At 66.1% G+C, this 21,769-nt stretch carries 14 protein-coding genes; 7 read left to right on the top strand and 7 right to left on the bottom strand.

Annotated features, from left to right (window positions below; genetic code table 11):
- The first annotated feature begins 85 nt into the window (after positions 1-85).
- The 5 genes from CX676_RS06395 (at position 86) to CX676_RS06375 (ending at position 13,299) form a co-directional block, all read left to right on the top strand.
- Complete coding sequence (locus CX676_RS06395; RefSeq protein WP_101751874.1) at positions 86-6,469, top strand: type I polyketide synthase; 6,384 nt, start codon at positions 86-88, stop codon at positions 6,467-6,469.
- A 1-nt stretch (position 6,470) separates the two neighbouring features.
- The gene (locus CX676_RS06390) at positions 6,471-7,436 is read left to right on the top strand and encodes a glycosyltransferase family 2 protein (RefSeq protein WP_101751873.1); all 966 of its coding nucleotides are present in this window, start codon (positions 6,471-6,473) and stop codon (positions 7,434-7,436) included.
- On the top strand, positions 7,433-12,022 hold the full coding sequence (locus CX676_RS06385; RefSeq protein WP_101751872.1) for a MupA/Atu3671 family FMN-dependent luciferase-like monooxygenase: 4,590 nt from the start codon (positions 7,433-7,435) through the stop codon (positions 12,020-12,022). Before CX676_RS06390 ends, CX676_RS06385 begins: the two co-directional genes overlap by 4 nt.
- A complete protein-coding gene (locus CX676_RS06380; protein ID WP_101751871.1) occupies positions 12,019-12,660 on the top strand; it encodes a 4'-phosphopantetheinyl transferase family protein in 642 nt (213 codons plus the stop codon). Before CX676_RS06385 ends, CX676_RS06380 begins: the two co-directional genes overlap by 4 nt.
- Before the next feature lie 429 nt (positions 12,661-13,089).
- Entirely contained in the window at positions 13,090-13,299 is a 210-nt protein-coding gene (locus CX676_RS06375) for a hypothetical protein (RefSeq protein WP_101751870.1), read from the top strand.
- Positions 13,300-13,365: 66 nt separating this feature from the next.
- Here CX676_RS06375 and CX676_RS06370 read toward each other — a convergent pair whose 3' ends face one another.
- The 3 genes from CX676_RS06370 to CX676_RS06360 form a co-directional block, all read right to left on the bottom strand.
- The gene (locus CX676_RS06370; RefSeq protein ID WP_232816601.1) at positions 13,366-14,013 is read right to left on the bottom strand and encodes a sugar transferase; all 648 of its coding nucleotides are present in this window, start codon (positions 14,011-14,013) and stop codon (positions 13,366-13,368) included.
- A 355-nt stretch (positions 14,014-14,368) separates the two neighbouring features.
- On the bottom strand, positions 14,369-15,196 hold the full coding sequence (locus CX676_RS06365) for a glycosyltransferase family 2 protein (RefSeq protein ID WP_101751869.1): 828 nt from the start codon (positions 15,194-15,196) through the stop codon (positions 14,369-14,371).
- On the bottom strand, positions 15,193-16,590 hold the full coding sequence (locus tag CX676_RS06360; protein WP_332872950.1) for a glycosyltransferase: 1,398 nt from the start codon (positions 16,588-16,590) through the stop codon (positions 15,193-15,195). The genes CX676_RS06365 and CX676_RS06360 overlap by 4 nt, the downstream gene beginning before the upstream one ends.
- Here CX676_RS06360 and CX676_RS06355 point away from each other — a divergent pair.
- The gene (locus CX676_RS06355; RefSeq protein WP_232816600.1) at positions 16,564-17,007 is read left to right on the top strand and encodes a P-loop NTPase family protein; all 444 of its coding nucleotides are present in this window, start codon (positions 16,564-16,566) and stop codon (positions 17,005-17,007) included. The two genes, CX676_RS06360 and CX676_RS06355, sit on opposite strands and share 27 nt — an antisense overlap.
- 4 nt (positions 17,008-17,011) lie before the next feature.
- Positions 17,012-18,514, top strand: a complete 1,503-nt coding sequence (locus tag CX676_RS06350) for a GumC family protein (protein ID WP_101751866.1) — start codon at positions 17,012-17,014, stop codon at positions 18,512-18,514.
- A gap of 53 nt (positions 18,515-18,567) precedes the next feature.
- On the opposite strand, the gene CX676_RS06345 is transcribed toward CX676_RS06350, so the two are convergent.
- The 4 genes from CX676_RS06345 to CX676_RS06330 all read right to left on the bottom strand — a co-directional run bounded on the left by CX676_RS06345 (position 18,568) and on the right by CX676_RS06330 (position 21,737).
- A complete protein-coding gene (locus tag CX676_RS06345; protein ID WP_101751865.1) occupies positions 18,568-19,935 on the bottom strand; it encodes an oligosaccharide flippase family protein in 1,368 nt (455 codons plus the stop codon).
- Between the two features lie 161 nt (positions 19,936-20,096).
- Positions 20,097-20,849, bottom strand: a complete 753-nt coding sequence (tpiA, locus tag CX676_RS06340; protein ID WP_101751864.1) for a triose-phosphate isomerase — start codon at positions 20,847-20,849, stop codon at positions 20,097-20,099.
- A gap of 79 nt (positions 20,850-20,928) precedes the next feature.
- Positions 20,929-21,303 (bottom strand): HesB/IscA family protein, encoded by a 375-nt coding sequence (locus CX676_RS06335; RefSeq protein ID WP_101751863.1) that lies wholly within the window; start codon positions 21,301-21,303, stop codon positions 20,929-20,931.
- Positions 21,304-21,377: 74 nt separating this feature from the next.
- Positions 21,378-21,737 carry an SUF system Fe-S cluster assembly protein gene (locus tag CX676_RS06330; RefSeq protein WP_101751862.1) on the bottom strand — a complete coding sequence of 120 codons (360 nt, stop codon included), beginning with the start codon at positions 21,735-21,737 and terminating at the stop codon, positions 21,378-21,380.
- Between the last annotated feature and the right edge of the window lie 32 nt (positions 21,738-21,769).

The raw sequence follows: 21,769 nt of genomic DNA, 5'->3' as shown, positions 1-21,769 counted from the left end.
GAGACTGAAATGCTCCTAGGCACTCGGCGGAGTTTACGGATATGATCCGCTGATGCAGGCTGGATCGAATGGAAATGGTAACGGAATGAACGATCAACCTGACCTGCAAATCGGCCCGAACGATATCGCGGTCATCGGCATGGCGGCGCAATTGCCGGGTGCTGACGATGTCGCGTCCTTCTGGCGCAACCTTTGCGAGGGCGTCGAGTCCATCCAGCCGGTCAGCCGCGAAGACCTGCTGGCGCGGGGCGAATCTCCCTCGGTGCTGTCGGACCCGAATTACGTGCCGGCGGCAGCAATCCTTGACCAGTTCGACGGGTTCGACGCCGAGTTCTTCGGCCTCAGCCCGAAGGATGCGGCGATCATGGACCCGCAGCATCGCAAGTTCCTGGAAACCTGCTGGCACGGGCTGGAAGATGCCGGCCAGATGCCCGAACGCTTCGATGCGCCGATCGGGGTTTATGCCGGCTGCGGCATGGGCAGTTATTTCTATTTCAATATCTGCGCCAATCGGGAACTGGTCGAGAATGTCGGCCATTTTCTTTTGCGCCATACGGGGAATGACAAGGATTTTCTGTCCACCCGGGTCAGCCACATCTTCAACCTGACCGGGCCAAGCGTGAATGTGCAGACCGCCTGCTCGACCTCGCTGGTCGCGCTGCACATGGCCTGCCAGTCGCTGACCTCGGGCGAATGCGACATGGCGCTGGCCGGGGGCGTGACCATCGAGATGCCGCATGGCCGGGGCTATCTGTTCAAGGAAAACGAGATCCTCTCGCCCGATGGCCATTGCCACGCCTTCGACCACCGGGCCGAGGGCACGGTCTTCGGCAGCGGCTCGGCGGTGGTGGTGCTCAGGCGTCTGGCCGATGCGCTGGCCGATGGCGACAACATCCGGGCGATCATCCGGGGCAGCGCGATCAACAATGACGGCTCGTCCAAGGCGGGCTACCTGGCCCCCAGCGTCGAGGGGCAGGCGCAGGCGGTGGCCGAGGCGCTGGTCATGTCGGGCTGTGCGCCCGACAGCATCGGCTATATCGAATGCCACGGCACCGGCACCGCGCTTGGCGACCCGATCGAGATCGCCGCGCTGAACCAGGCATTCTCGCGCGTGCTGTCCGAGGGGAGCCGCGCCGCGCCCTGCTATGTCGGCTCGGTCAAGACCAATATCGGCCATCTGGATACGGCGGCTGGCGCGGCGGGGTTGATCAAGACCATCCGCGCGCTGGAGGAAGGGGTGATCCCGCCGACCCTCGGCTTCGAGGCGCCGAACCCGGCCATCGATTTCGACGCCGGCCCCTTCGCCGTTGCCGACCGGCTGATCGACTGGCGCCCCGTCCATGGCCCGCGTCGCGCCGGGATCAACTCTCTGGGGGTGGGTGGCACGAATGCGCATGTGGTGTTGGAACAGCCGCCCGCCGCCGCGCCCTCAGAAGAATCCGACTGGCCGTTCCAGATCTTTGCCGTCTCGGGCCGCAGCAAGGCGGCGCTGGATGGAAATGCCGAGAAGCTGGCGGGCTGGCTCAGTGCAAACCCCGATACCGACCCGGCCGATATCAGCCACACGCTGATCAACCGCCGCCGCGCCTTCGAGCGCCGTCGGGTGCTGGTCGCCAAGGACGCCAGCGAGGCGGCGCAGCTTCTCGCCAGCAGCGATCCCTATCGCGTCTTCGACCATCAGCCGCTTGGCGAGGCGCCCGGGGTGGTGTTCATGCTGCCCGGCGGCGGCTCGCAATATGCCCGGATGGCGCGCGACCTCTATCAGACCGAGCCGGTCTTCCGCGACTGGATGGATCGTGGGCTCGACCATCTGGCGACAATCTCGGACCATCCGATCCGCGACATCTGGCTGGCCGAGGATGGCGATGTCGCCGGGGCCGATGCGCGTCTGTTGCAGCCTTCGGTGCAATTGCCGCTGCTGATGATCACCGAATATGCGCTGGCCCAGCAGTGGATGGCCTGGGGCGTCACACCCTCGGCGCTGATCGGGCACAGCATGGGCGAAAATACCGCCGCCGCCGTCGCAGGTGTCATGCGCTTCGAGGATTGCATCGGGTTGGTACATCTGCGCGGGCGGCTGTTTGACAGCGTGCCCGAGGGCGGGATGCTGTCGGTGCCGATGCCGGCGGATCAGTTGCGGGCGATCCTGCCGGCGGAACTGGACCTTGGCGCGGTCAATGCCGGCGATCTCTGCGTCGTCTCGGGGCCGAAAGCGCCGCTGGAAGCCTTTGCCGCCACGCTGGCGGGGCAGGGAATCGAGGTGCAGGTGATCCCGATCAGCATCGCCGCGCATTCGCGGATGCTGGAACCGATCCTGCCCGATTTCGGCGCCTATCTGCGCTCGATCCCGCTTTCTGCGCCACAGATCCCGATCATCTCGAACCGCGACGGTCAGGTGCTGCCCGATGTCGATGCGATGGACCCCGATTACTGGGTGCGCCACCTGCGCGGCACGGTCGAATTCGCCGCCGGGATCGAGACCTTGGCCGGGGGCGATCCGAAGATCTTCCTCGAGGTCGGGCCGGGCCGGGCCATGTCGGCGCTGGCTCAGGCCAATCCGGGGGTGAAGGCGCAGCAGGTGATCTCGAGCCTGCGCCATCCGAAGCATCAGGTCGAGGATGACCTTTACTTCATGACCGCGCTGGCCCGGGTCTGGGCGGCGGGCGGCCAGATCGACTGGTCGCAGATCTGGGGCGATGCCCGCCGCAACGCCCTGTCGCTGCCTGGCTATGCCTTCCAGCGCAAACGCTATTTCGTCGAGCCGACGGCGGGAACGCAGGTGGCCGACACCGCGCTAATGCGGATCGAGGAACCCGAGGGCTGGGGCTGGCGGCCCGCGTGGCGGCTGTCCGCGCCGGATGTGGAACTGGCCGCAGGTGGCCTTCCGCAACCCGAGGTCGGGCAGGGCGTGCTGATCTTTGCCGATGAGGCGGGGCTTGCCGACCGCGTGGCCGATCTGTTGCGCAAGGCCGGTCAACCCGTCGCCACCGTCCGCAGTGGCGACCGGTTTGAGCGGGTGAAGCGGGGCGATTATCGCCTGCCGCCCGAGGAACAGCGCGACGGTTACGAGGTGCTGCTGGCGGCGCTGCAACAGGACGACATTCCAATCACCCGGATCGGCCATTTCTGGTCGGTGACCACCGGGGCCGAGGCACGGGCCGGGTCGAGCCGGTTCCAGGACCAGATGACCCGCGGCTTCTTCAGCCTGCTGCATCTGGCGCAGGCCCTTGGCGACGAGATGGCCGATCAGCCGCTGAGCCTGACCGCCTTCAGCAATGACGCGCTGCGGGTAGCGGATGAGCCGGCGCAGACGCCGGAAAAGGCCACGGTTCTGGGGCCGCTCAGGGTGATGCCGCGCGAATATCCCATGCTCTCGACCCGGCTGGTCGATCTGCGCCTGCCGCCACCCGCGCGGCGGGGACTTTTCGGCGGACGGGGCGATCAGACCGCACTGGACCAGCTGGCGCTGCACATGGCGCAGGAACTTCTGGCCGCGCCCGGCGCGGCGGGGACAGAGGTTGCCGCCTGGCGCGATGGCCGGCGCTTCGTGCAGCGGCTGGCCCCGGTCCGGCTGGAACCGCAGGACGGGGCACAGGCCGAGGGTGTCACCTTCATCACCGGCGGCTTTGGCGGGTTGGGTCAGGCCATCGCCCGTGATCTGGCGGCGCGGGGCGGGGCGAAACTGGCGCTGCTGTCGCGCGAGGCGCTGGGGCAGGACGGCACCGTGCCGTTTTCCGCCAAGGCCCGGCAGATGGCGGCTTTCCTGCGCGAATTGCAGGCGGCGGGCGCCGAGGTCATCGCTGTCACCGGCGATGTCACCAGCCCCGAGGATATGACCCGCGCCCTTGCCGAGGCCCGCGCCCGCTTCGGCTCGGTCGATACCGTCATCCATGCGGCAGGCATCATCAATGACGCGCTGATGGCCGGCAAGGCCGATGGCGAGGCCTGGGACGTGCTGGCGCCCAAGGTCCATGGCACCAAGGCGCTGATCGCGGCGCTTGAGGGGCATCCGCCGCGCCAGACCGTTCTTTTCGCCTCAACCAGCACCGCCTCGGCCCCGGCGGGGCAGGTGGATTACGTAGCCGCGAATGAATTCCTAAACGCCGTTGCCCGCGCCGCGCCGCCCGCGCTTGGCCGGGTGGTTGCGGTCAACTGGGGGGTCTGGGCCGATACCGGCATGGCGGCGCGGGCGATGGGAACCGAGGCTGCGCCCGGTCCCGCCCCGCAGGAGCCGGTACCCGAGGCCGATGGCGGCCCGATGCTGGGCCAAGAGGTTGCTGGCGGGCGCGGGGTGCGGGAATTCCACCGCCTCTTCTCGACCGCCGACTGGGTCATCGGCGGTCACCGCACCGCGCAGGGTCAGGCTCTGATGCCGGGCACGGGCAATCTGGAACTGTTCGCGCAGGCACTGGTCGCCACCGGCACGCCGCTGCCGCTGACCCTTACTGACGCGCTGTTCCTGCGCCCGCTCTATGTCTCGGACGCTGAGCCCACGGCGGTCTCGGTGCAGATCGAGACGGTCGAAGGGGCTTCACGCATCACCATCACCGATCCCGATGGCGGCGACAGCTATGCCACCGCCATGGCCGAGCGCGCCGCGCCGCAGGACCGGCGCATCACGCCGCCCACCGATTGGGACGAGCAGGCAACGGGCGAGGCCGCGCTGCCTTCCGCGCAGGACCGGGTGATGCGCTTTGGCCCGCGCTGGCGGGTGCTCAGGGCGGTGAAGCTGGGGCAGGGCGAGGGCTGGGCCGAGCTGCGCCTGCCCGAGGCCTTTGCGGGCGAAGCCGCGCAGCACCAGATGCACCCGGCGCTTCTCGACATCGCCACGGGTTGGGCGATGAAGCTGATCCCCGGCTGGGGCGGCGCGCGGCTGTGGGTGCCGGTCGGTTACGAACGTTTCACGCTGCTGCGCCCGCTGGGGCCGCATCTTCTCAGCCATATCCGCCTGCAGCCCAGCACCGCCGAGGGGTCGGCCCGCTTCGACGTGACGCTGGCCTTGCCCGATGGCACGGTCGCCGCCGAGATCGAGGGCTTTACCCTGCGCCGGATGGAGGCGGGGCTGAGCGCCGCGACGGCGGCGAAACCGGCTCGCGGGCAGGAAAGCCCCGGCGAAAAGCGGCTGCGCCATAACGTGTCGCAGGGCATTCCCGGCGCGCTTGGCCCCGATGTGCTGCGCCGCGCCGTGGCCCTTGGCCTGCCGCAGGTCTATGTCTCGTCGCTGGACCTGCCCGGTCTGGTGGCGGAAGCCGCCGCCCCGGCGGTCAGCGCGCCCAGCTCGGATGCCGCCTTCGAGCGGCCCGATCTCGATGCCGAATTCATCGCCCCGGCAGCGGGCACCGAAAGCGAACTGGCCTCGATCTGGTCCGAGCTTCTGGGCGTGCGCCAGATCGGCGCGGGTGACAGCTTCTTTGACCTGGGTGGGCATTCGCTGGTGGCGGTGCGGATGTTCGGGCAGGTGCGCAAGGTCTTCGGCGTCGATTTCCCGATCTCGACCCTCTTCGAGGCGCCGAATGTCGGCAAGCTGGCGGCGCTGATCGAGGCGCGGGTCGGCCCGCGCGCCGGCACACCGGCAACCGCAGGCGTCGAGGGCGGGGCGGCTTTGGCCGATCCCGGCCCCGCCCGGCGCTATGTCGTCGACATGGGCGGGCGCGAGGGCGGCACCCCCTTCTTCATCGTCGCCGGAATGTTCGGCAATGTGATGAACCTGCACCAAATGGCGCAGCGCGTGGGTCAGGATCGTCGCTTCTACGGGCTGCAGGCACGCGGCCTGTTCGGCGATGACAAGCCGCATGAGAGTTTCGCCGAGGCCGCGCAGGATTACCTCGCCGAGATCCGGCAGATCCAGCCCGAAGGCCCCTATCTTCTGGGCGGCTTCTCGGGCGGCGGGCTGATCGCGCTGGAAATGGCGCGGCTGCTGGTGGCGGAGGGCGAAGAGACGGCGATGCTCGTCATGCTCGACACGCCCTTGCCGATGCGCCCGGCGATCAGCCGCCGCGACAAGGTGCTGATCCGTGCGCAGGAGATGCGCGAACAGGGGCTCAGCTTCTGGTCGGACTGGGCCAGGAACAAGCTGGCCTATGAACTCTCTCGCCGCCGGAAAGAGCGTGATGCAGAACAGGAGACCGAAGAGGCCGAAGGCTTCCACGATCTGGCGATCGAATCGGCCTTCCGCGGTGCGCTGCCCAAGGTCGCGCTCGAGGTCTGGCCCGGCCCGGTCACGCTGTTCCGGCCGCCGCTGGATTATCGCTACAAGGTTTCGGATGGCCAGTTCGTCACCGCCGGGCGGGAATACCTGATCCCCGACAATGGCTGGGGCCGCTGGATGCCGCAGCTTCAGGTCCACGAGGTTCCGGGCGATCACGACAGCATGGTGCTGGAACCCAATGTCCGGCGGCTCGGGATGCTGCTGCGCGAGATCCTGCGCCGGCATGACCGGGGCGGTCAGCAATCGGCGGCGGCAGAGTAACATGGCAGTCCTGCAGATCGTCGTCCTGAACTTCCGCACGCCCGAGATGACGCTGGACTGCGTCGAGACCGCCTTGCGCGAAACCGAGGGGCTGGATGCCGGGATCACCATCGTCGAGAACGGCTCGGGCGATGGCTCCTATGCCCGGATCCGCGCCGAGGGCCTTGCGCGCGGATGGCTGGATGGACGCCGGGTTGCGCTGATCGACAGCGGCTGGAATGGCGGCTTCGGCGCCGGCAACAATGTCGGCATCCGCGCGGGCATGCCCGACGGGCGGCAGGCCGATCTGGTCTATCTGCTGAACTCAGACGCCTTTCCGCGACCGGGCGCCATCGCGCGGCTGATCGACCATCTGGACAGCCACCCGGAGGCGGGCATCGCCTGTTCACGCCTGCGCGGGTCCGATGACCTGCCGCACGAGACGGCCTTCCGCTTTCCCTCGGCCGGGGGCGAGTTCGAGAATGCCGCGCAGACCGGCCCGATCACCCGTCTGTTGAAGAACAAGGTTGTCGCCCTGCCGCAACCCGACCGCACCCTGCCGGTGGATTGGTCGGCCGGGGCCAGCATGATGATCCGGACCGAGGTTCTGGACCGGATCGGCCTCTTCGACGAGACGTTCTTTCTCTATTTCGAGGAAACCGATCTGTGCCGCCGTGCGGCACAGGCGGGTTGGCAGACGCATTACGTCTGGGACAGCGTGGTCACCCATATCGGCTCGGCCTCGACCGGGATGAAGACCTGGGCGAAAGTCCCTGATTACTGGTATGATTCCCGCCAGCATTATTTTCAGAAACATCACGGGCGCGCGGGTGCGCTGATGGCGACGCTGGCCAGCGTGGCGGGGAACGGGTTGTGGCGGCTGCGCTGCCTGATCCAGCGCCGCGACCACGGCACCCCGCCAGGCCATTACGGCCAGATGCTGCGCCGCGCGTTTGGCAAAAGACACGATCCGAAAGGCAGTACATGACCCGTTTCAGCGCCATCCTCGTCGGCAACGAAGCCTTGATGCGCCACGCGACCCAGACCCTGCTGGACCGGGGCCACGGCGTCGCCGCCATCGTCACCCGCAATCCCGACCTGCGGCACTGGGCCGAGGGTGAGGGGCTTCGGGTCGAGGATCAGGATGCGCCGATGCCGGCGGATGCGCCGGGCGCCGACTGGCTGTTCAGCGTGGCGAACCTGTCGATCCTGAAGCCCGAGATGCTGGCCCGCGCCGGACGCGGCGCGATCAATTTCCACGACGGCCCGCTGCCCGCCATGGCCGGGGTGAACGTGCCGGTCTGGGCGATCCTTGAGGGCAATCCCCGTCACGCCATCACCTGGCACCTGATCGATGGCGGCATCGATACGGGCGATGTGCTGGCGGTGCGGGACTTCGACATCGCGCCGGATGAGACCGCCCTGACGCTGAATGCAAAATGTTTTGCACATGGGGCCGAGAGCTTTGGCGAGATCGTTTCGGCGATTGAATCCGGCAGCCTGTCTCCGCAATCCCAGCCTGCCGGCGCGCGCAGCTATTTCGCCCGCGACCAGCGACCCGAGGCGGCGGCGGTGCTGGACCTGCGCCGGCCCGCCGCCGATCTGGCGCGACTGGTCCGGGCGCTGGATCACGGCGAATACTGGAACCCGCTCGAGGTGCCGAAACTGGCGCTGGGGCCGGATCGGTTGGCACTGGTGTCTTCGGCCGAGGCGGTCGAGGGCGCGGGCGCGGCGGGAACTGTTCTGGCGCGCGAGGGTGACAGTCTGACGCTGGCGACAGGTGCTGGCGCGCTGCGCGTGGCGCTGGTGCCGGGGCAGGGTGATCTGCCCGAGGTCGGGGCGGCGCTGCCGCTGCCCGACGATGCGGCGCGGGCGGCGCTGGGGGAGGTGGCCGGGTCAGCCGCCAAGCGGGACGGGTTCTGGCGCAAGCAATTGTCGCAGACGGCGTTGAGCCGGGGCGATGCCGCCAGCGGCGCCTGGTCGAGCCTGCCGGTCGCCGGCACCGCCTCGCCTGAAGCCGCCGCCGCGGCCCTTGCACTATTGGCGCGGCGCGGGGCGGGCGGGGCGATCTCGGTCGCGCTGCGGCCCGGGGGTCACCCCTCGACCGGCGGCGTTCTGGCCGACTGGCTGCCGTTGACCGTTACGCCCGAGGGGCGGCTGGGGGATTTTTCTGCCACGCTCTCGGGCGTCATCGCCGATTTGCAGAAGCGCGGCCCCTTCGCGGCAGACCTGCTGCACCGCGCGCCCGAATTGCGGGGCGCCAGCGCGCCCGAGACCGGGCTGGACCTTGCCGGTCGCGGCCCGATCCCCGGCACGGCGCTGACGCTGAGCCTCGGCGCGGACGGGATCACGCTGCATCATGACAGCGCCCGGATCGATGCCGAGGAGGCGCAGCGTCTGGCCGAGCGCCTGTCGCTTGCGTTGCAGGCTGGCCCGGACAGCCCGGTCGCGGCCATCGGCGCGCTGGATCCGGCGCGGCTGGACGAGCTTCTGCACAGCCGCAATGCCACGGCGACAGACTATCGCGACGCTTGCATCCATAGCCTGATCGCCGAGACGGCGGCGCAGGACGCTTCGGCCACGGCGCTGGTCTTCGAAGATCAGAGCCTGACCCGTGCGCAATTGGAATCCGCCGCCAATGCCTTGGCCCGCGATCTGGTGGCCCAGGGCGTCACCCCGGATCAGCCGGTCGGCCTTTTCGCCAAGCGTGGCCCGGAGCTGGTGATCGGTGCGCTGGCGATTCTCAAGGCAGGCGGCGCCTATCTGCCGCTCGATCCCGATTACCCGCAGGACCGGCTGAGCCATTACCTCGCCGACAGCGGCGCACGGATCGTGCTAACCCAACCGGGGCTGGCGGGTCTGCCCGAGGGTCACGGCGCCAGCCTGATGCCGATCCCCGCAAAACCCCCGGCAGAAGACCCGGGCGCGCCGGAAACCACGGTCGGACCCGAGCATCTGGCCTATCTGATCTACACCTCGGGCTCGACCGGCAAGCCCAAGGGGGTGATGGTCGAGCACCGCAATGTGGCGAACTTCTTCGCCGGCATGGATGCGGTGATCCCGCACCAGCCCGGCGATGCCTGGCTGGCGGTGACCAGTCTCAGCTTCGACATCTCGGTGCTCGAGATCTTCTGGACGCTGGCGCGCGGGCTGAAACTGGTCATCGCGGGCGAGGAATCGCGGCTGGCGGTGTCGGGCGGAACACCGGGCAAATCCCGCGCGGCGATGGATTTCAGCCTGTTCTACTGGGGCAATGACGATGGCGTCGGTCCGAAGAAATACGAGCTTCTGCTGGATGGCGCGCGCTTTGCCGATCAGAACGGCTTCACTGCGCTCTGGACGCCGGAACGCCATTTCCACGCCTTTGGCGGCCCCTATCCGAACCCCTCGGTGACCGGGGCGGCGGCGGCGGCGGTGACCACGCGGCTTGGCATCCGCGCTGGCAGCTGTGTCGTGCCGCTGCACCATCCGGCGCGGATTGCCGAGGAATGGGCGGTGATCGACAACCTGACCGGCGGGCGGGCGGCTATCGCGGTCGCCTCGGGCTGGCAGCCGGATGATTTCGTGCTGCGCCCGGAAAACGCCCCGCCGAAGAACAAGGATGCGATGATTGCCGCCGTCGACGTGCTGCGCCGTCTGTGGCGCGGCGAGGAGGTCGAGTTTCCCAAGGCCGATGGCACGCCCCACAAGGTCCGCACACAGCCCCGCCCGGTGCAGAAGGAACTGCCGATCTGGGTCACCGTCGCCGGCAACCCGGAAACCTGGCGCGAGGCCGGGCGGCTTGGCGCCAATGTGCTGACCCATCTGCTGGGCCAGTCCGTCGATGTGGTCGAGGAACGGATCAAGGATTACCACGCCGCCTTGCGCGAGGCCGGGCATGATCCGAGGGACTTCACCGTCACGCTGATGCTGCACAGCTATCTGGCCGCAGACCGCGAGACCGCGCGCGAGGTCGCCCGGGGTCCGATGAAGGATTACCTGCGGGCCGCCGCCGCGCTGGTCAAGCAATATGCCTGGGACTTCCCGGCTTTCAAGCGACCCGCCGGGCTGACCAATCCCATGGCCATCGATCTTGGCAGCCTCAGCGAAGAAGAACTCGACGGTATCCTCGAATTCGCCTTCCTGCGCTATTTCGAGGATTCGGGCCTGTTCGGCAGCGTTGAGGAAGCCGTGGCCCGTGTCGAGCATTTGCAGAAGATCGGCGTGGGCGAAATCGCCTGCCTGATCGATTACGGCATCGCGCCCGATGTGGTGAAGGGCTCTTTCCCGCTGCTCGGGCAGGTGGCGGCGGCCTTTGCCGGGGCCGAGGAACCCGATGCCGGGGACTTCTCGATCGCCGCGCAGATCCGCCGGCACCGGGTCACGCATCTGCAATGCACCCCCAGCATGGCCCGCATCCTCGTCACCGATCCGGCGGTGGCCGGGGCGCTCGCCAACCTGCGCTGCATCATGATCGGCGGCGAGGCATTGCCACCCTCGCTGGTGCGCGACCTGCGCGCGGTCAGCGGGGCCGAGATCCTGAACATGTATGGCCCGACCGAAACGACCATCTGGTCCTCGGTGGCGCGGCTCGCGCCCGACCAGGACTCGACGCCGCTGGGGCCGCCCATCGCCAACACCCAGCTTTACGTGCTGGACGAGGCGGGCCAGCCGCTGGACGACGGCGAGGAGGGGGAACTCTGGATCGGCGGTCACGGCGTCACCCGTGGCTATTGGAACCGGGCCGACCTGACCGGCGCGGCCTTCCGCCCCGATCCCTTCGTGCGGCCTGCTGATGCCGCGCCCTGGGGCGCGCGGATGTATCGCACCGGCGACCTGGTGCGCTGGCGCTCGGACGGGCAGATGGATTTCCTCGGCCGCGCCGATGGCCAGATCAAGTTGCGCGGTTTCCGCATCGAACTGGGCGAGATCGAGGCGCGGCTGGCGGACCTGCCGGGCGTGCGCGAAGCGGTGGTGATCCTGCGACCCGATGCCTCGGGGCAGGGGCGTTTGCTGGCCTATGTCACCGGCGAGGCCACGCTGGAAGAGGCGCATCTGCGCGCGGCGCTGCAGGAGCTGCTGCCCCAGCACATGCTGCCCGCCCGGATCACTCGGCTCGAGGCGATGCCGCTGACCCCCAACCGCAAGATCGACCGCAAGGCGCTGCCCGAACCGGCCGCGCCGGTGCAGGTGGCGGCCCCTGCGGTCAGTACCGCGCCGGTCGCGCCTGCCGGAAACGGGGCCGATCCCTCGCCGGTGATCGAACAGGTCTGGGCCGAGACGCTTGGCCTGCCCTCGGTCGGCGCGCGGGACAATTTCTTCGCCATTGGCGGCCATTCGCTCTTGGCGATCCAATTGCACCGCACGCTGCGCGACCGGCTGGGGCTGGCCTCGATCGGGGTGACGGATGTGTTCCGCTTCCCGGTGCTGGGCGATTATCAGCGCCATGTGGCGGGTCTTGCAGGCGCTGGCAAACCGGCGAAGCCGATTGAAGCCGCACCGCGCCCGGTGGTGGCGCCCACGGCTCAGGCAGCGGCGGACGATCCGATGGCCCGGCGGCGGGCGATGCGGGCGCAGTTGCGCAACAGCGAGTGAGCGCGGCCGAGCGGCTGTTGCACGCAGCGCGGGCGATTTTGCCCGCCGATGTGGGCTGCGCCGTGGTGCCGATCGGCGAGGGGCGGCTGCTGCCCGAGGAGGCGCAGGCACTGGCGCGCGCCGTGCCCCGCCGTCAGGCAGAGTTCGCCGCCGGCCGGCTGGCTTTGCGCCGCGCCATTGCCGAAGCAGGTTTCGACCTGCCCGAGGATCGCCCCGTCCTGCCGCGCCCGGATCGCCGGCCCGATCTGCCGGACGGGCTGGCGGTCAGCCTCGCCCATGCCGGCGACCTCTGCATCGCCCTGGCCAGCACCCGTCCGGGTCTGATGTTGGGAGTCGACATCGAACCGGTGGATGCGCCCCGTCCCGAGGGGTTTGCGGACACGATCCAGCCCTTTCGCTTCCGGGGGGCAGGGGATGCGCTGGCGGCCTTCTGCGCCAAGGAGGCGCTTTACAAACGGCAATATCCGGTCACCGGGCGGATGATGGAGTTTTCGGACCTCGCGCTGGTCCTCTCCACCGAAGGCCGGTTTCGCGCCTGCGTTGTCGGCGTCGGCTCGATGCAGGGGCAATGGCAGGAGGTCGCAGGATATTTTCTGGCCATCAGCCTTGGGCCGGTCGCTTGCAACCGGACCGTGTAAGGCCCGAATCGCGGCGGCCGGGGAAGAGGCCTTTTGCCTGAACTGCGCTGACCATCCGGAAAAATTCCGGTCGGGCTACCAGTCCCAAGACCAGAGTCTGAGTCATGGAAAACGGCCTCGCGCACCGGCAAAAGCACGGGTTTTTCTCGACCTTGCGTCACATTCGCCCGCTCCGAAAGTGACGCAGCGTCAGTGGGGTGGCAAAAAAACGTGAGAATCTGGCAAGAAAGTATGAACCAATTGGTTCGAGGTGCGTTACACTTCTGGGTGAGTACACGTGTTCAGTTTGGCAGTTTTTCGCCGAGCGTTAACGCTTCCTTAAGCAATTTTAGGGATAGCTAGGCGCAGAGATGTTCTTTTTTGTGGTGTGCATGGCAAAGCTGCTGCACGCTGCAATGACTGGGGAAGGAACTGGAACTGATACCACTCTTGGGCATAGGTGTGGCCTTTGGTGCCATCGCGGCTTTTGCCGTCGTCTACCTGTTCGGTGCGGGTCTGTTCGCAGGTCTGCTGGCATATTCGCTCGGCGGCGCGGCGTGTACGCTCGTCGCCGCATGGTTTCGCTTTCGCTGCGTCGAGGAGCGCGGCGAAGCTGCCGACAAGTCCGTGGTAGACAAAAAGCTTGTGGCGGCCCAATAAGCATCGGGCCGCCGGATCAGGTCTTGGGCTCACCCGCGCCGTAATAGTGGGCGGATGGGAAGTGGCTCAGTAGCCCGTGCAGCGCAGCACGACCCCGAAGGTCCGTGCGATAATGCTGGCATCACCCGACAGGGACAGCGTGCGTGCATATTCCGCGTCGAAGGTGGCGCGCTCCGCAAAGCTGCTGTCATTGCGATCGGTGATCTGCCAGAGGCCGGTAACGCCCGGGCGCATGTGGTAATAGTCGGCGCCGGGATAGTGGACGGCCTGGTCGACCATCATCGGCCGCGGACCGACGATGCTCATGTCACCGATCAGCACGTTCCACAGTTGCGGCAGTTCATCCAGCGAAGACTTGCGGATGAAACGCCCAAAGGACGTGATGCGGGGATCATGCTTCAGTTTCTGGCTGCGATCCCATTCTTCGCGGGCTGCGGGATTGGCATCCAGATAGTCGGCCAGCTGTTGGTCTGCGTTCCGGACCATGCTGCGGAACTTCCACATGCGGAAGCTGCGGCCGCTTTTGCCGAGACGCATCTGCGTATAGAAGGGCGATCCGCCCTCCTTTGCGATCATGACCAGAACGACAAGTGCGATCGGCAAGACAAGCGGCAAGGCCAGCAGGACAATCAGGATGTCGATGGGTCGCTTCATGAACCGAGAGTAGAACCCGGTGATGGATTCGGACGCGGCTGCCTGGGTGGCTTCGGACATGTCCAAAGCCGAGACTGTATCAAGACCGTACTTCATTCGTAAAAACACTCGAGGGGGGGGACAACACTCCTCAACTATACACTCCGCCCCCAAACTTAGAACAGATTTTATGAAAATCTTCACGATCTGCAGGCGAGGCGCCTCCAAACCTATCCAAAACATCAGGTTGACGTTTCGGCAGCATTAACGCCGAAGGGACTTGCATTCTCTGCAATCAACGTGAAGATGTGTTGCTGCATCCGCAAACATATTAGTTTAGATTAACACAACTATAAGTTGTGCAATTTCCCACCAACTGGCAAAGTGATTCTTCCTGAAAACCCTAAACCTTCGATCAAATTTTAAACCGAGGGGTTTAGCGGCCGCGCGTCCAGTTCGCCTCGCCCCGCTTCGCGCGCACGGCGAGCGCGACCGCTGCATAGGCTGCGAACCCCAGCGGATCGCGCAGTGCCAACCCGGCAAGCTGCCGGCGGTCCGGGCGGGTGTTGCCTTGCCGCGCCAGCAGTTCGGGATGCAGCCTGGCAATCTCCTGCACGCCGCGATCCTGTCGGCGGCGAACGCGCACCAGCCGGTCAAAGCCCTCGGCCAGTGGCCAGCTGTAATCCGAGGCGACCCGCAGACGTTCCGCCTCGGCAAATTGCAGGCGCACGAAGGTATCGTCCGAGATCAGCTGCGGAAAGCGGCCCCATCGCGCCCGGCCTGCCGCGTTCACCGCGAAGAGGCCGGCGCCGGTGACATTTCCGGTCATGAAGGGCAAGCGCGACCAGAAGCGGCCATAGGCGCGCGACACGGCGCTGTCTGCTGGGGCGACGACCAGCCGGCCGCCGGCATAGCGCGGCGTCGGGGCGGCCAGAGCCTCCACCAAAGCGCCCAGCATGTTCGGATCCATCACGATATCGGCGTCCAGATACAGGCGATCTTGATAAATCGCGTGATCGTCGCCGAGGTTCAGCGCCGGGATCTTGCCGCCCTCTGCGCGTTCGATCACCACGAGCGGCCAGCCGCGGGCGGTGAATGCGCCCTGGATGCGACGCGCCTGCGCGGCGGTATCGTCACGACAGCCATTTGCCACAACGACAATCTGAACCGGGCCATCATGGTCCTGATCCAGCACCGCCTGAAGACAGCGGTTGATGTAGCCGGCCTCGTTGCTGGCCGGGATGATGATGCTCAATCCGTTCATTTGTACTCGATCAGCCCGGCCTTGCGCCCCAAGAGGCGGCGCAGGTGAAATTCCGAGATGCCCATGGCCTCGGGAAACTTCGACAGCATCAGGAAAACGGCGCGCAGCCGGCTGTCATTATCGCTCTCCTCGCGCCGGGCCATCCGCGCCACCTGCAACGGATAGACCATCAGCGCGAGGAATGCCCAAGAACCGAACAGCTGCGCGGCAATCAGGATCAGCGCGGGGATCACCAGAGCCCAGATCAATGCGCGTCGGGTCTCGCGCCGCCAGAAGGGCTCGGCGTCGTTGCGATGCAGCCAGCTGCCCTCGGCGAAGGCGTGTCCCGCACGCCGGGCGCGGCGCCACCATTGCCCGAAGCGATGCATGTTGGCGTCGTGGATGGTCATCGGGGCGTCCAGACGGCGAACGGTCATGCCGCTCTGGCGCAGGCGCAGGCACATCTCGGGCTCTTCGCCGGCGATCATGTCGTCTCGATAGCCGCCGATCGCTGCCAGAGCCTCGATCCGGGCCATCATGTCGCCGCCCACCGCCGTCGCAGCGCCGACTGGTGTATTCCATTCGGCATCGCAAAGCCGGTTATAGACCGAGGCCTCGGGATGCCGCTCGCGCCGCCGCCCGGCGACAATGCCCAACTGCGGATCGTCAGTCAGGGCCGCTCGCGCGGTCTCGATCCAGCCTGGCTCAATCTGGCAATCACCATCGACGAATTGCACGAAACCCTGCTGCTGGCCCTGATCCAGCAAATGCCGCAATCCGGTATTACGCGCCCGCGCGGCGGTGAAGGGAATGGAGGTGTCCAACACCAGAACCTGCGCCCCCAGCCGCCTTGCCGCGTCAATGCTGCCATCGGTTGAACCCGAATCGACATAGATCACCGGGTCGGCAAGACCCTGCAACGAGGTCAGGCAGGCGACCAGGCGCTCGCCCTCGTTGCGGCCGATCACGATCGCCGCAACCATCGCGGGATTGTTGGTCGCACGCGGGATATTGATGGCTTTTTCGGCATTTGCAGTTGTGATTTTCATGTGCCAGACGTTAGCATGGGCTTCGGTGGGGCTGTACGGTTTTTCGCTTGCGCGTTTGGGAGAGTTTCGGATTTGACACAACGCCACCACTCTGGCCACCACACCGAGTCCGCCCCGTCCATCGCCCCGCCCCGCAGCCGCAAGGCCTTGGGCCGGGCCGAGCGTGAAGAGCTGGAAGTCGCGTCCCGTTTCGCGGTCCTGCGCACGCGGCTTCTTCAGGAAATGAACCGACAGCGCTGGCGCCGCCTTGGCGTCTGCCCGATTACCGATGGTGCTGGCGCCACCTATGTTGCCGCCAATCTGGCCCTTGCTGCCGCGCGTCTGCCGAATTCCAACGTGTTGCTGGTCGATCTGGCGCTTGGTCATCCGTCGCTGGCGATGCAGTTGGGCGTTCCCGGCGACTTTCGTCTTGTCAGCTATCTGCGCGGCGAGGACCTGCAGCCGGATGACTTTGTGAACCGGATCGAGGGTGAGACCAACCTGCGCTGCTTCACCTCGGGCCGGGCTATACCCGACGGCGCCGAACTGCTGCAGGACGAAGTGACCCGCGAGCGCATTGACCGGCTGGTGACGGACTCGGGCTGCGATCTGGCAATTTTTGATCTTTCCCCCGTCCTTGGCACCGATGAGGGGCTGGCCGGCCTGCCGGTGATGGATGCGGTTCTGCTGGTCGCCGATGGCCGCAGTGGAACCGGCCAGCAGATCACCGATTGCCAGCGCCTGTTGGCCGACATGCCGCCCCTTCTGGGCGTCGTCTTGAACAAGGCCGAGGACGTGAGGTAGCGCGATGGGACCGATTCAATCCATTGCCGACCTCGTTTCGCTGATCTGGCGGCGCCTTCCGCTGATCCTGACGGTCCTTCTGGCTGGGCTGCTGCTGTCACTCTATCTCGCGGTCACTTCACCGTCTGCCTTCGAAGCTCGGACGGTGATCCAGGTCGACGCGCCGGTGATCTTCGATCCGGTCACCCGGTCGGCCCCACCGGCGGCGTTAAGAGTTCAACAGATCGAACAGCGACTGATGTCACGCGAAAACTTGCTGCGCCTGATCGATCAGTACGGCCTGTTCGATGGTGCAGAACGGATGCCGGAAAGTGCCAAGCTCGAAGTGATGCGCGCGCAAACCCGGATCGAGAGCGTTGCCTCGTCGGCGGTGGGTCCGGAAAACACTGGGAATCTTGCCGCGCTTGTTATCTCGGCCCGTGCGGGCACCGCCCAGACAGCGGCTGACCTGACCAATGATCTGGCCAATGACGTGGTGACAAGCTATCGCCGCGAGCGCGAGGCACGGATCAATGAATCCCATGAATTCCTGACGACAGAATTGAAGCGGATCGAGGCCGATCTGGATGGCCGAGACCGTGCGATCGCCGCCTATGCTTCGGAGAACGAGGATTCTCTGCCCGAAGCACGGACTTTCCATCAACAGGAACTCGTCGGCCTGACGCAGCGCCAGACCCTGACCGAGCAATCGCTCATGCAGTTGCGCCGCGAGCGTCTGGCGCTCGAGCGGACCGAGATGACCGATGAAACCAGCAGTATCGTCCAGCAGCTGCGTGCGACTGAGGTCGCCTTGGCGCAGGCCCGCCGGACATTGCCCTCGGGTCATCCAGAGATCCGCCGCCTGGAAGAGACCGTTCGCGCAATCACCGACGGCAGGAGCGAAGACACCCCGGCGGGTCTGAGCCGTCAGCTCAGCATGATCGACGAGCAGGTGGCCAATATGGAGGCGGATCTGGATATGATCGCCGCGCGGCGTGATTCAATCGCAACCGCGCAAAACCGGATGCCGCAGGTGGCACAGATCTATGAGCAGATGCAGCGCTCGCGGCAGAATCTCAGTGATCAGTATACCGAGATGTCCCGCAGATTGGCCGAGATCGATGCCCTGCGCCTCCTGGCAGACAATGACCAAACCGAGAATATGGTGATCCTCGAGCCGGCAATCCCGCCCGAGTTTCCGGTTGCCTCGAACCGAAAGCGCAGTGCCATCCTGGGGACCTTCCTCAGCATTGCCGTATCCAGCGGCCTGGCGCTGCTTCTGGACCTGATGAACCCAGTGCTACGCAATGCCCGCCAGTTCGAGGCGGTGACGGGATTGCGGCCGCTGGTCGCGCTTGGCTATCGTCCGACCGCGCGCGACCGGACCTGGTTCGCTCTACGCATGGCCTATGTCGGGGTCCTTCTGCTGGCGGCTCTCGTCGCGGTCCTGTGGATGATCGACCTCATGCCCGAATGGCTGGCACAGATGCTGCCGCCCTCGGTACGGGTGGGTGTCCCGGCGACCTGAACCCGTCTTCGCACCAGCCGATCGGCGGGGCCAGTCGGCCGCTCTCATTCCGCTCAGCCGACCTGAGCCAATGCCCGGATCTCGTCGAGCCGCGGAAACAGGATGAGTGACAGCACGGTCACCGCAATCAGCGCGAAAACCCCGTCATGGAGTGGATCCCAAGCGTGGTGGCGTCGCGCCAATAGTGCAAGCGCGGGGTACGAAAGAATAGTGCCAACCGCCTGTCCGAGCAACGCACCAAGGAGGCCTCCAAAATGCGAGCCGATCCAGAAGCAGCTCAGAAACAGGACTGCGCGGACGGCTATTAGATAGAAGAACCCGCGAGAATCCCCGGCGGCAAGTGCCGGAAGGTCATTTCCTAGCAGGATGACTTGGGGAACCACGACACTGGCAATCAGTGTGACCATAATCCCCGACTGCTGATAGCGCTGGTCATAAAGCAACTCGACCAGCCAGGGTCCCAGGAAGGCGACCAGCAGCGTTGCGCTCAGAATTCCGCCGGTCAGGGCAAAGCGGATGCGGCGGATGCGACCGAACTCGTTCGGGCCGGCGCCGGGCGGAGATTCCCGGTAGAGCGGAATCATGATCCGCGCAACGATCGCGCTGCCCAGCATCTGCGGAAAGCTGGCGAGAAAGAAGCCGATATTATAGAGACCCAATTGAGTCAAAGTGAGATAACGGCCGAAGATCGCCTTGTCGCCCTGATTGATCAGAAACCCAAGGATGGTACTGGGAAAGATCCATTTGCCGAAACTGGTTAGTTCATGGACAGCTTCCCGGTCCCATTGCAGGCGGTCACGGTGGCCGGGGATCATCCAGAGCATGATCAGGATGCGGACAATGCCTCCGACGACCAGCATCACCACCAGAGCCCAGATCGAGGCGGTGACCCAGGCCAGGATGACAAGCATGACCGAGGTGATCACCTGCGAAAGAAGATCAGCCTTCGTCACCTGACGTAGCGACATGTGTCGCTCTGCCGTCAGAATCCGCATCGGTTGCAGCCCGTGAATGACCGAGCCGAAGCCGGCAACGACGAGATAGGCCGCAATCTCGGGTGCATCATAGAACCGCGCATATGGGACTGCCAGCGCACAGCAGACGAGCCACAGCGCCACCCCCCGCATGATCTCGATGGTCCAAGCGGTGTTGAGAAAATCGGGGTCGTCGCCGCGCGGGCTGCGCAGCACCGCCGGGCGGGTGCCGACATCGGAAAAGTTGTTCAGCCCCTGGATCAGCACCATGATCAGAGCCATGGTGCCGAAGGCGCTCGGAAACAGCAGGCGTGCCAGGGCGAGGTTCACCACCAGCCGCAGGGCCTGCCCGCCACCGAAGCCGGCAAGGGTCCACATGCCGCTGCGCAGGGCACGCCATGACAGGCCCTCGTCGTGATAAAGCCGGGAGGTCAGGCGTCGGATCATCTGGACAGTCGGTCCTCGTGTAACGAAAGCAACTCGGTCACCGACCACCCTGATCAGAGGCCGCGCGGGGAAACGGCTGCGAATCCCCGGCGACGCCCGAGGATGGCATGTATACCAAAGGATTTTCAATCATCCTTGCGGACACCGCCAGGCCAGGCCGGTTAAGCCGCGCCAAGCGCCGAGACGATCGGCCCAAAATCGCTGGCCTTCAGGCTGGCGCCGCCGACCAGCGCGCCGTTCACATGCGCGATGGCGAAGATCTCGGCCGCGTTGCCCGGCTTGACGCTGCCGCCATAGAGCAGGCTCATCTGGTCGCCATCGGCGAAACGGGCGGTCAGCCGGTCGCGCATCAACTGGTGAACCTCGGCGATCTGGTCGTTGGTGGGCGTGCGACCGGTGCCGATGGCCCAGATCGGCTCATAGGCGATGACGGTATTCCGGGCGGTGGCCCCTTCGGGGATCGAGCCGGCCAGTTGCGCGGCGATCACGTCCAGCGTCTCGCCGGCATCGCGCTGCGCCTCGCTTTCACCGACGCAGATGATCGCGACCAGCCCGGCCCGATGCGCCGCTGCCGCCTTGGCCGTAACTTCGGCATCGGTTTCGCCATGATCCGTGCGGCGCTCGGAATGGCCAAGGATCACATGGCTCGCGCCCGCATCCTTCAACTGAACTGCAGAGATGTCGCCGGTATGCGCGCCCGAGGCGGCGGCATGGCAATCCTGCCCTCCGACAGCGATGGTGTCAGCAAGGCCGGAGACACGGGCAGCCATCGGATGGATCAGCACCGCAGGCGGGCAGATCAGCACATCACAACCGGGCGCGGCGTGATCGCGGGCCAGCGCGTCGATCTGATCCAGCGCGGCCAGATCGCCGTTCATCTTCCAGTTTCCGGCGGCAAGTTTACGCGGTGCCATGATTATCCCTCCTGCGATCTATCGAGGACGGGATTAAGCTCCCCCCGCGCAAGGATCAAGGCGGGGCGCGATTTGTCGCTCAGGCGCCCGGTGCGCGCGCACCTTCCAGCGGCTCGAAGCGGATGGATTCGCCGCAGCCGCAGGTATCGGTGACATTCGGGTTGCGGAACTTGAAGCCGGATTCCAAGAGGCCGGTCTCGTAATCGATCACGGTCCCGAACAGGAACATCTGCGCCATCGGCGCGATCAGCACCCGCGCCTCGCCCTGCTCGACCACCTCGTCGGCCTTGTCGGCGGTCTGGGCCAGTTCCATCGTGTATTCCATGCCGGCGCAGCCGCCCTTTTTCAGGCCGATGCGCAGGCCGACAGCCTGCTTGCCCGACATCAGCCGGGCAATCTGCCGCTCTGCGGCTTGGGTGATGGTGACGGGGCTTTTCCCCGGAATTCCGAACATGGCTGGGCCTTTCGATCCTAGAGGCCATAGATAGGGTCACGGCCCGACCGGCTCAAGTCCCGGCGGCGCGCCGCTTACATGAAGCCCAGTTCCAGCCGGGCCTCGTCGGACATCATGTCCATGCCCCATTGCGGATCGAAGGTCATGGCGACATCGACCTGTTTCACCCCGGGCAGGGGTTCGATGGCATCGGCGACCCAGCCCGGCATCTCTCCGGCGACGGGACAGCCGGGGGCGGTCAGGGTCATGACCACGTTCACCGCGTTCTCGGCATCGATCTCGATGGTGTAGATCAGGCCCAGGTCGAAGATGTTCACCGGGATCTCCGGGTCATAGACGGTCTTGCACGCCTCGACCACCTGCTCGTAGAGCGGGTGCTCGGTCGTCGACGGCCGGATCAGCGGCGCGCCTTCCATCAGGGGCTCAGAGCTCATGTCATGTCCTCGGCAATTCCGACAGTTTATAT

This window comes from Paracoccus zhejiangensis, from assembly GCF_002847445.1.
GTDB lineage: Bacteria > Pseudomonadota > Alphaproteobacteria > Rhodobacterales > Rhodobacteraceae > Paracoccus > Paracoccus zhejiangensis.
This window is presented reverse-complemented; position numbering and strand designations above follow the sequence as displayed.

Excerpts from the sequence above, each read along its gene's own strand:
- CX676_RS06395 (WP_101751874.1), top strand. The coding sequence starts at position 86 with ATGAACGATCAACCTGACCTGCAAATCGGCCCGAACGATATCGCGGTC.
- CX676_RS06390 (WP_101751873.1), top strand. The coding sequence starts at position 6,471 with ATGGCAGTCCTGCAGATCGTCGTCCTGAACTTCCGCACGCCCGAGATG.
- CX676_RS06385 (WP_101751872.1), top strand. The coding sequence starts at position 7,433 with ATGACCCGTTTCAGCGCCATCCTCGTCGGCAACGAAGCCTTGATGCGC.
- CX676_RS06370 (WP_232816601.1), bottom strand. The coding sequence starts at position 14,013 with ATGTCCGAAGCCACCCAGGCAGCCGCGTCCGAATCCATCACCGGGTTC.
- CX676_RS06365 (WP_101751869.1), bottom strand. The coding sequence starts at position 15,196 with ATGAACGGATTGAGCATCATCATCCCGGCCAGCAACGAGGCCGGCTAC.
- CX676_RS06360 (WP_332872950.1), bottom strand. The coding sequence starts at position 16,590 with ATGACCAAGCGCCAGATCGACCAGCAACACGTTGGAATTCGGCAGACG.
- CX676_RS06350 (WP_101751866.1), top strand. The coding sequence starts at position 17,012 with ATGGGACCGATTCAATCCATTGCCGACCTCGTTTCGCTGATCTGGCGG.
- CX676_RS06345 (WP_101751865.1), bottom strand. The coding sequence starts at position 19,935 with ATGATCCGACGCCTGACCTCCCGGCTTTATCACGACGAGGGCCTGTCA.
- tpiA (WP_101751864.1), bottom strand. The coding sequence starts at position 20,849 with ATGGCACCGCGTAAACTTGCCGCCGGAAACTGGAAGATGAACGGCGAT.
- CX676_RS06335 (WP_101751863.1), bottom strand. The coding sequence starts at position 21,303 with ATGTTCGGAATTCCGGGGAAAAGCCCCGTCACCATCACCCAAGCCGCA.
- CX676_RS06330 (WP_101751862.1), bottom strand. The coding sequence starts at position 21,737 with ATGAGCTCTGAGCCCCTGATGGAAGGCGCGCCGCTGATCCGGCCGTCG.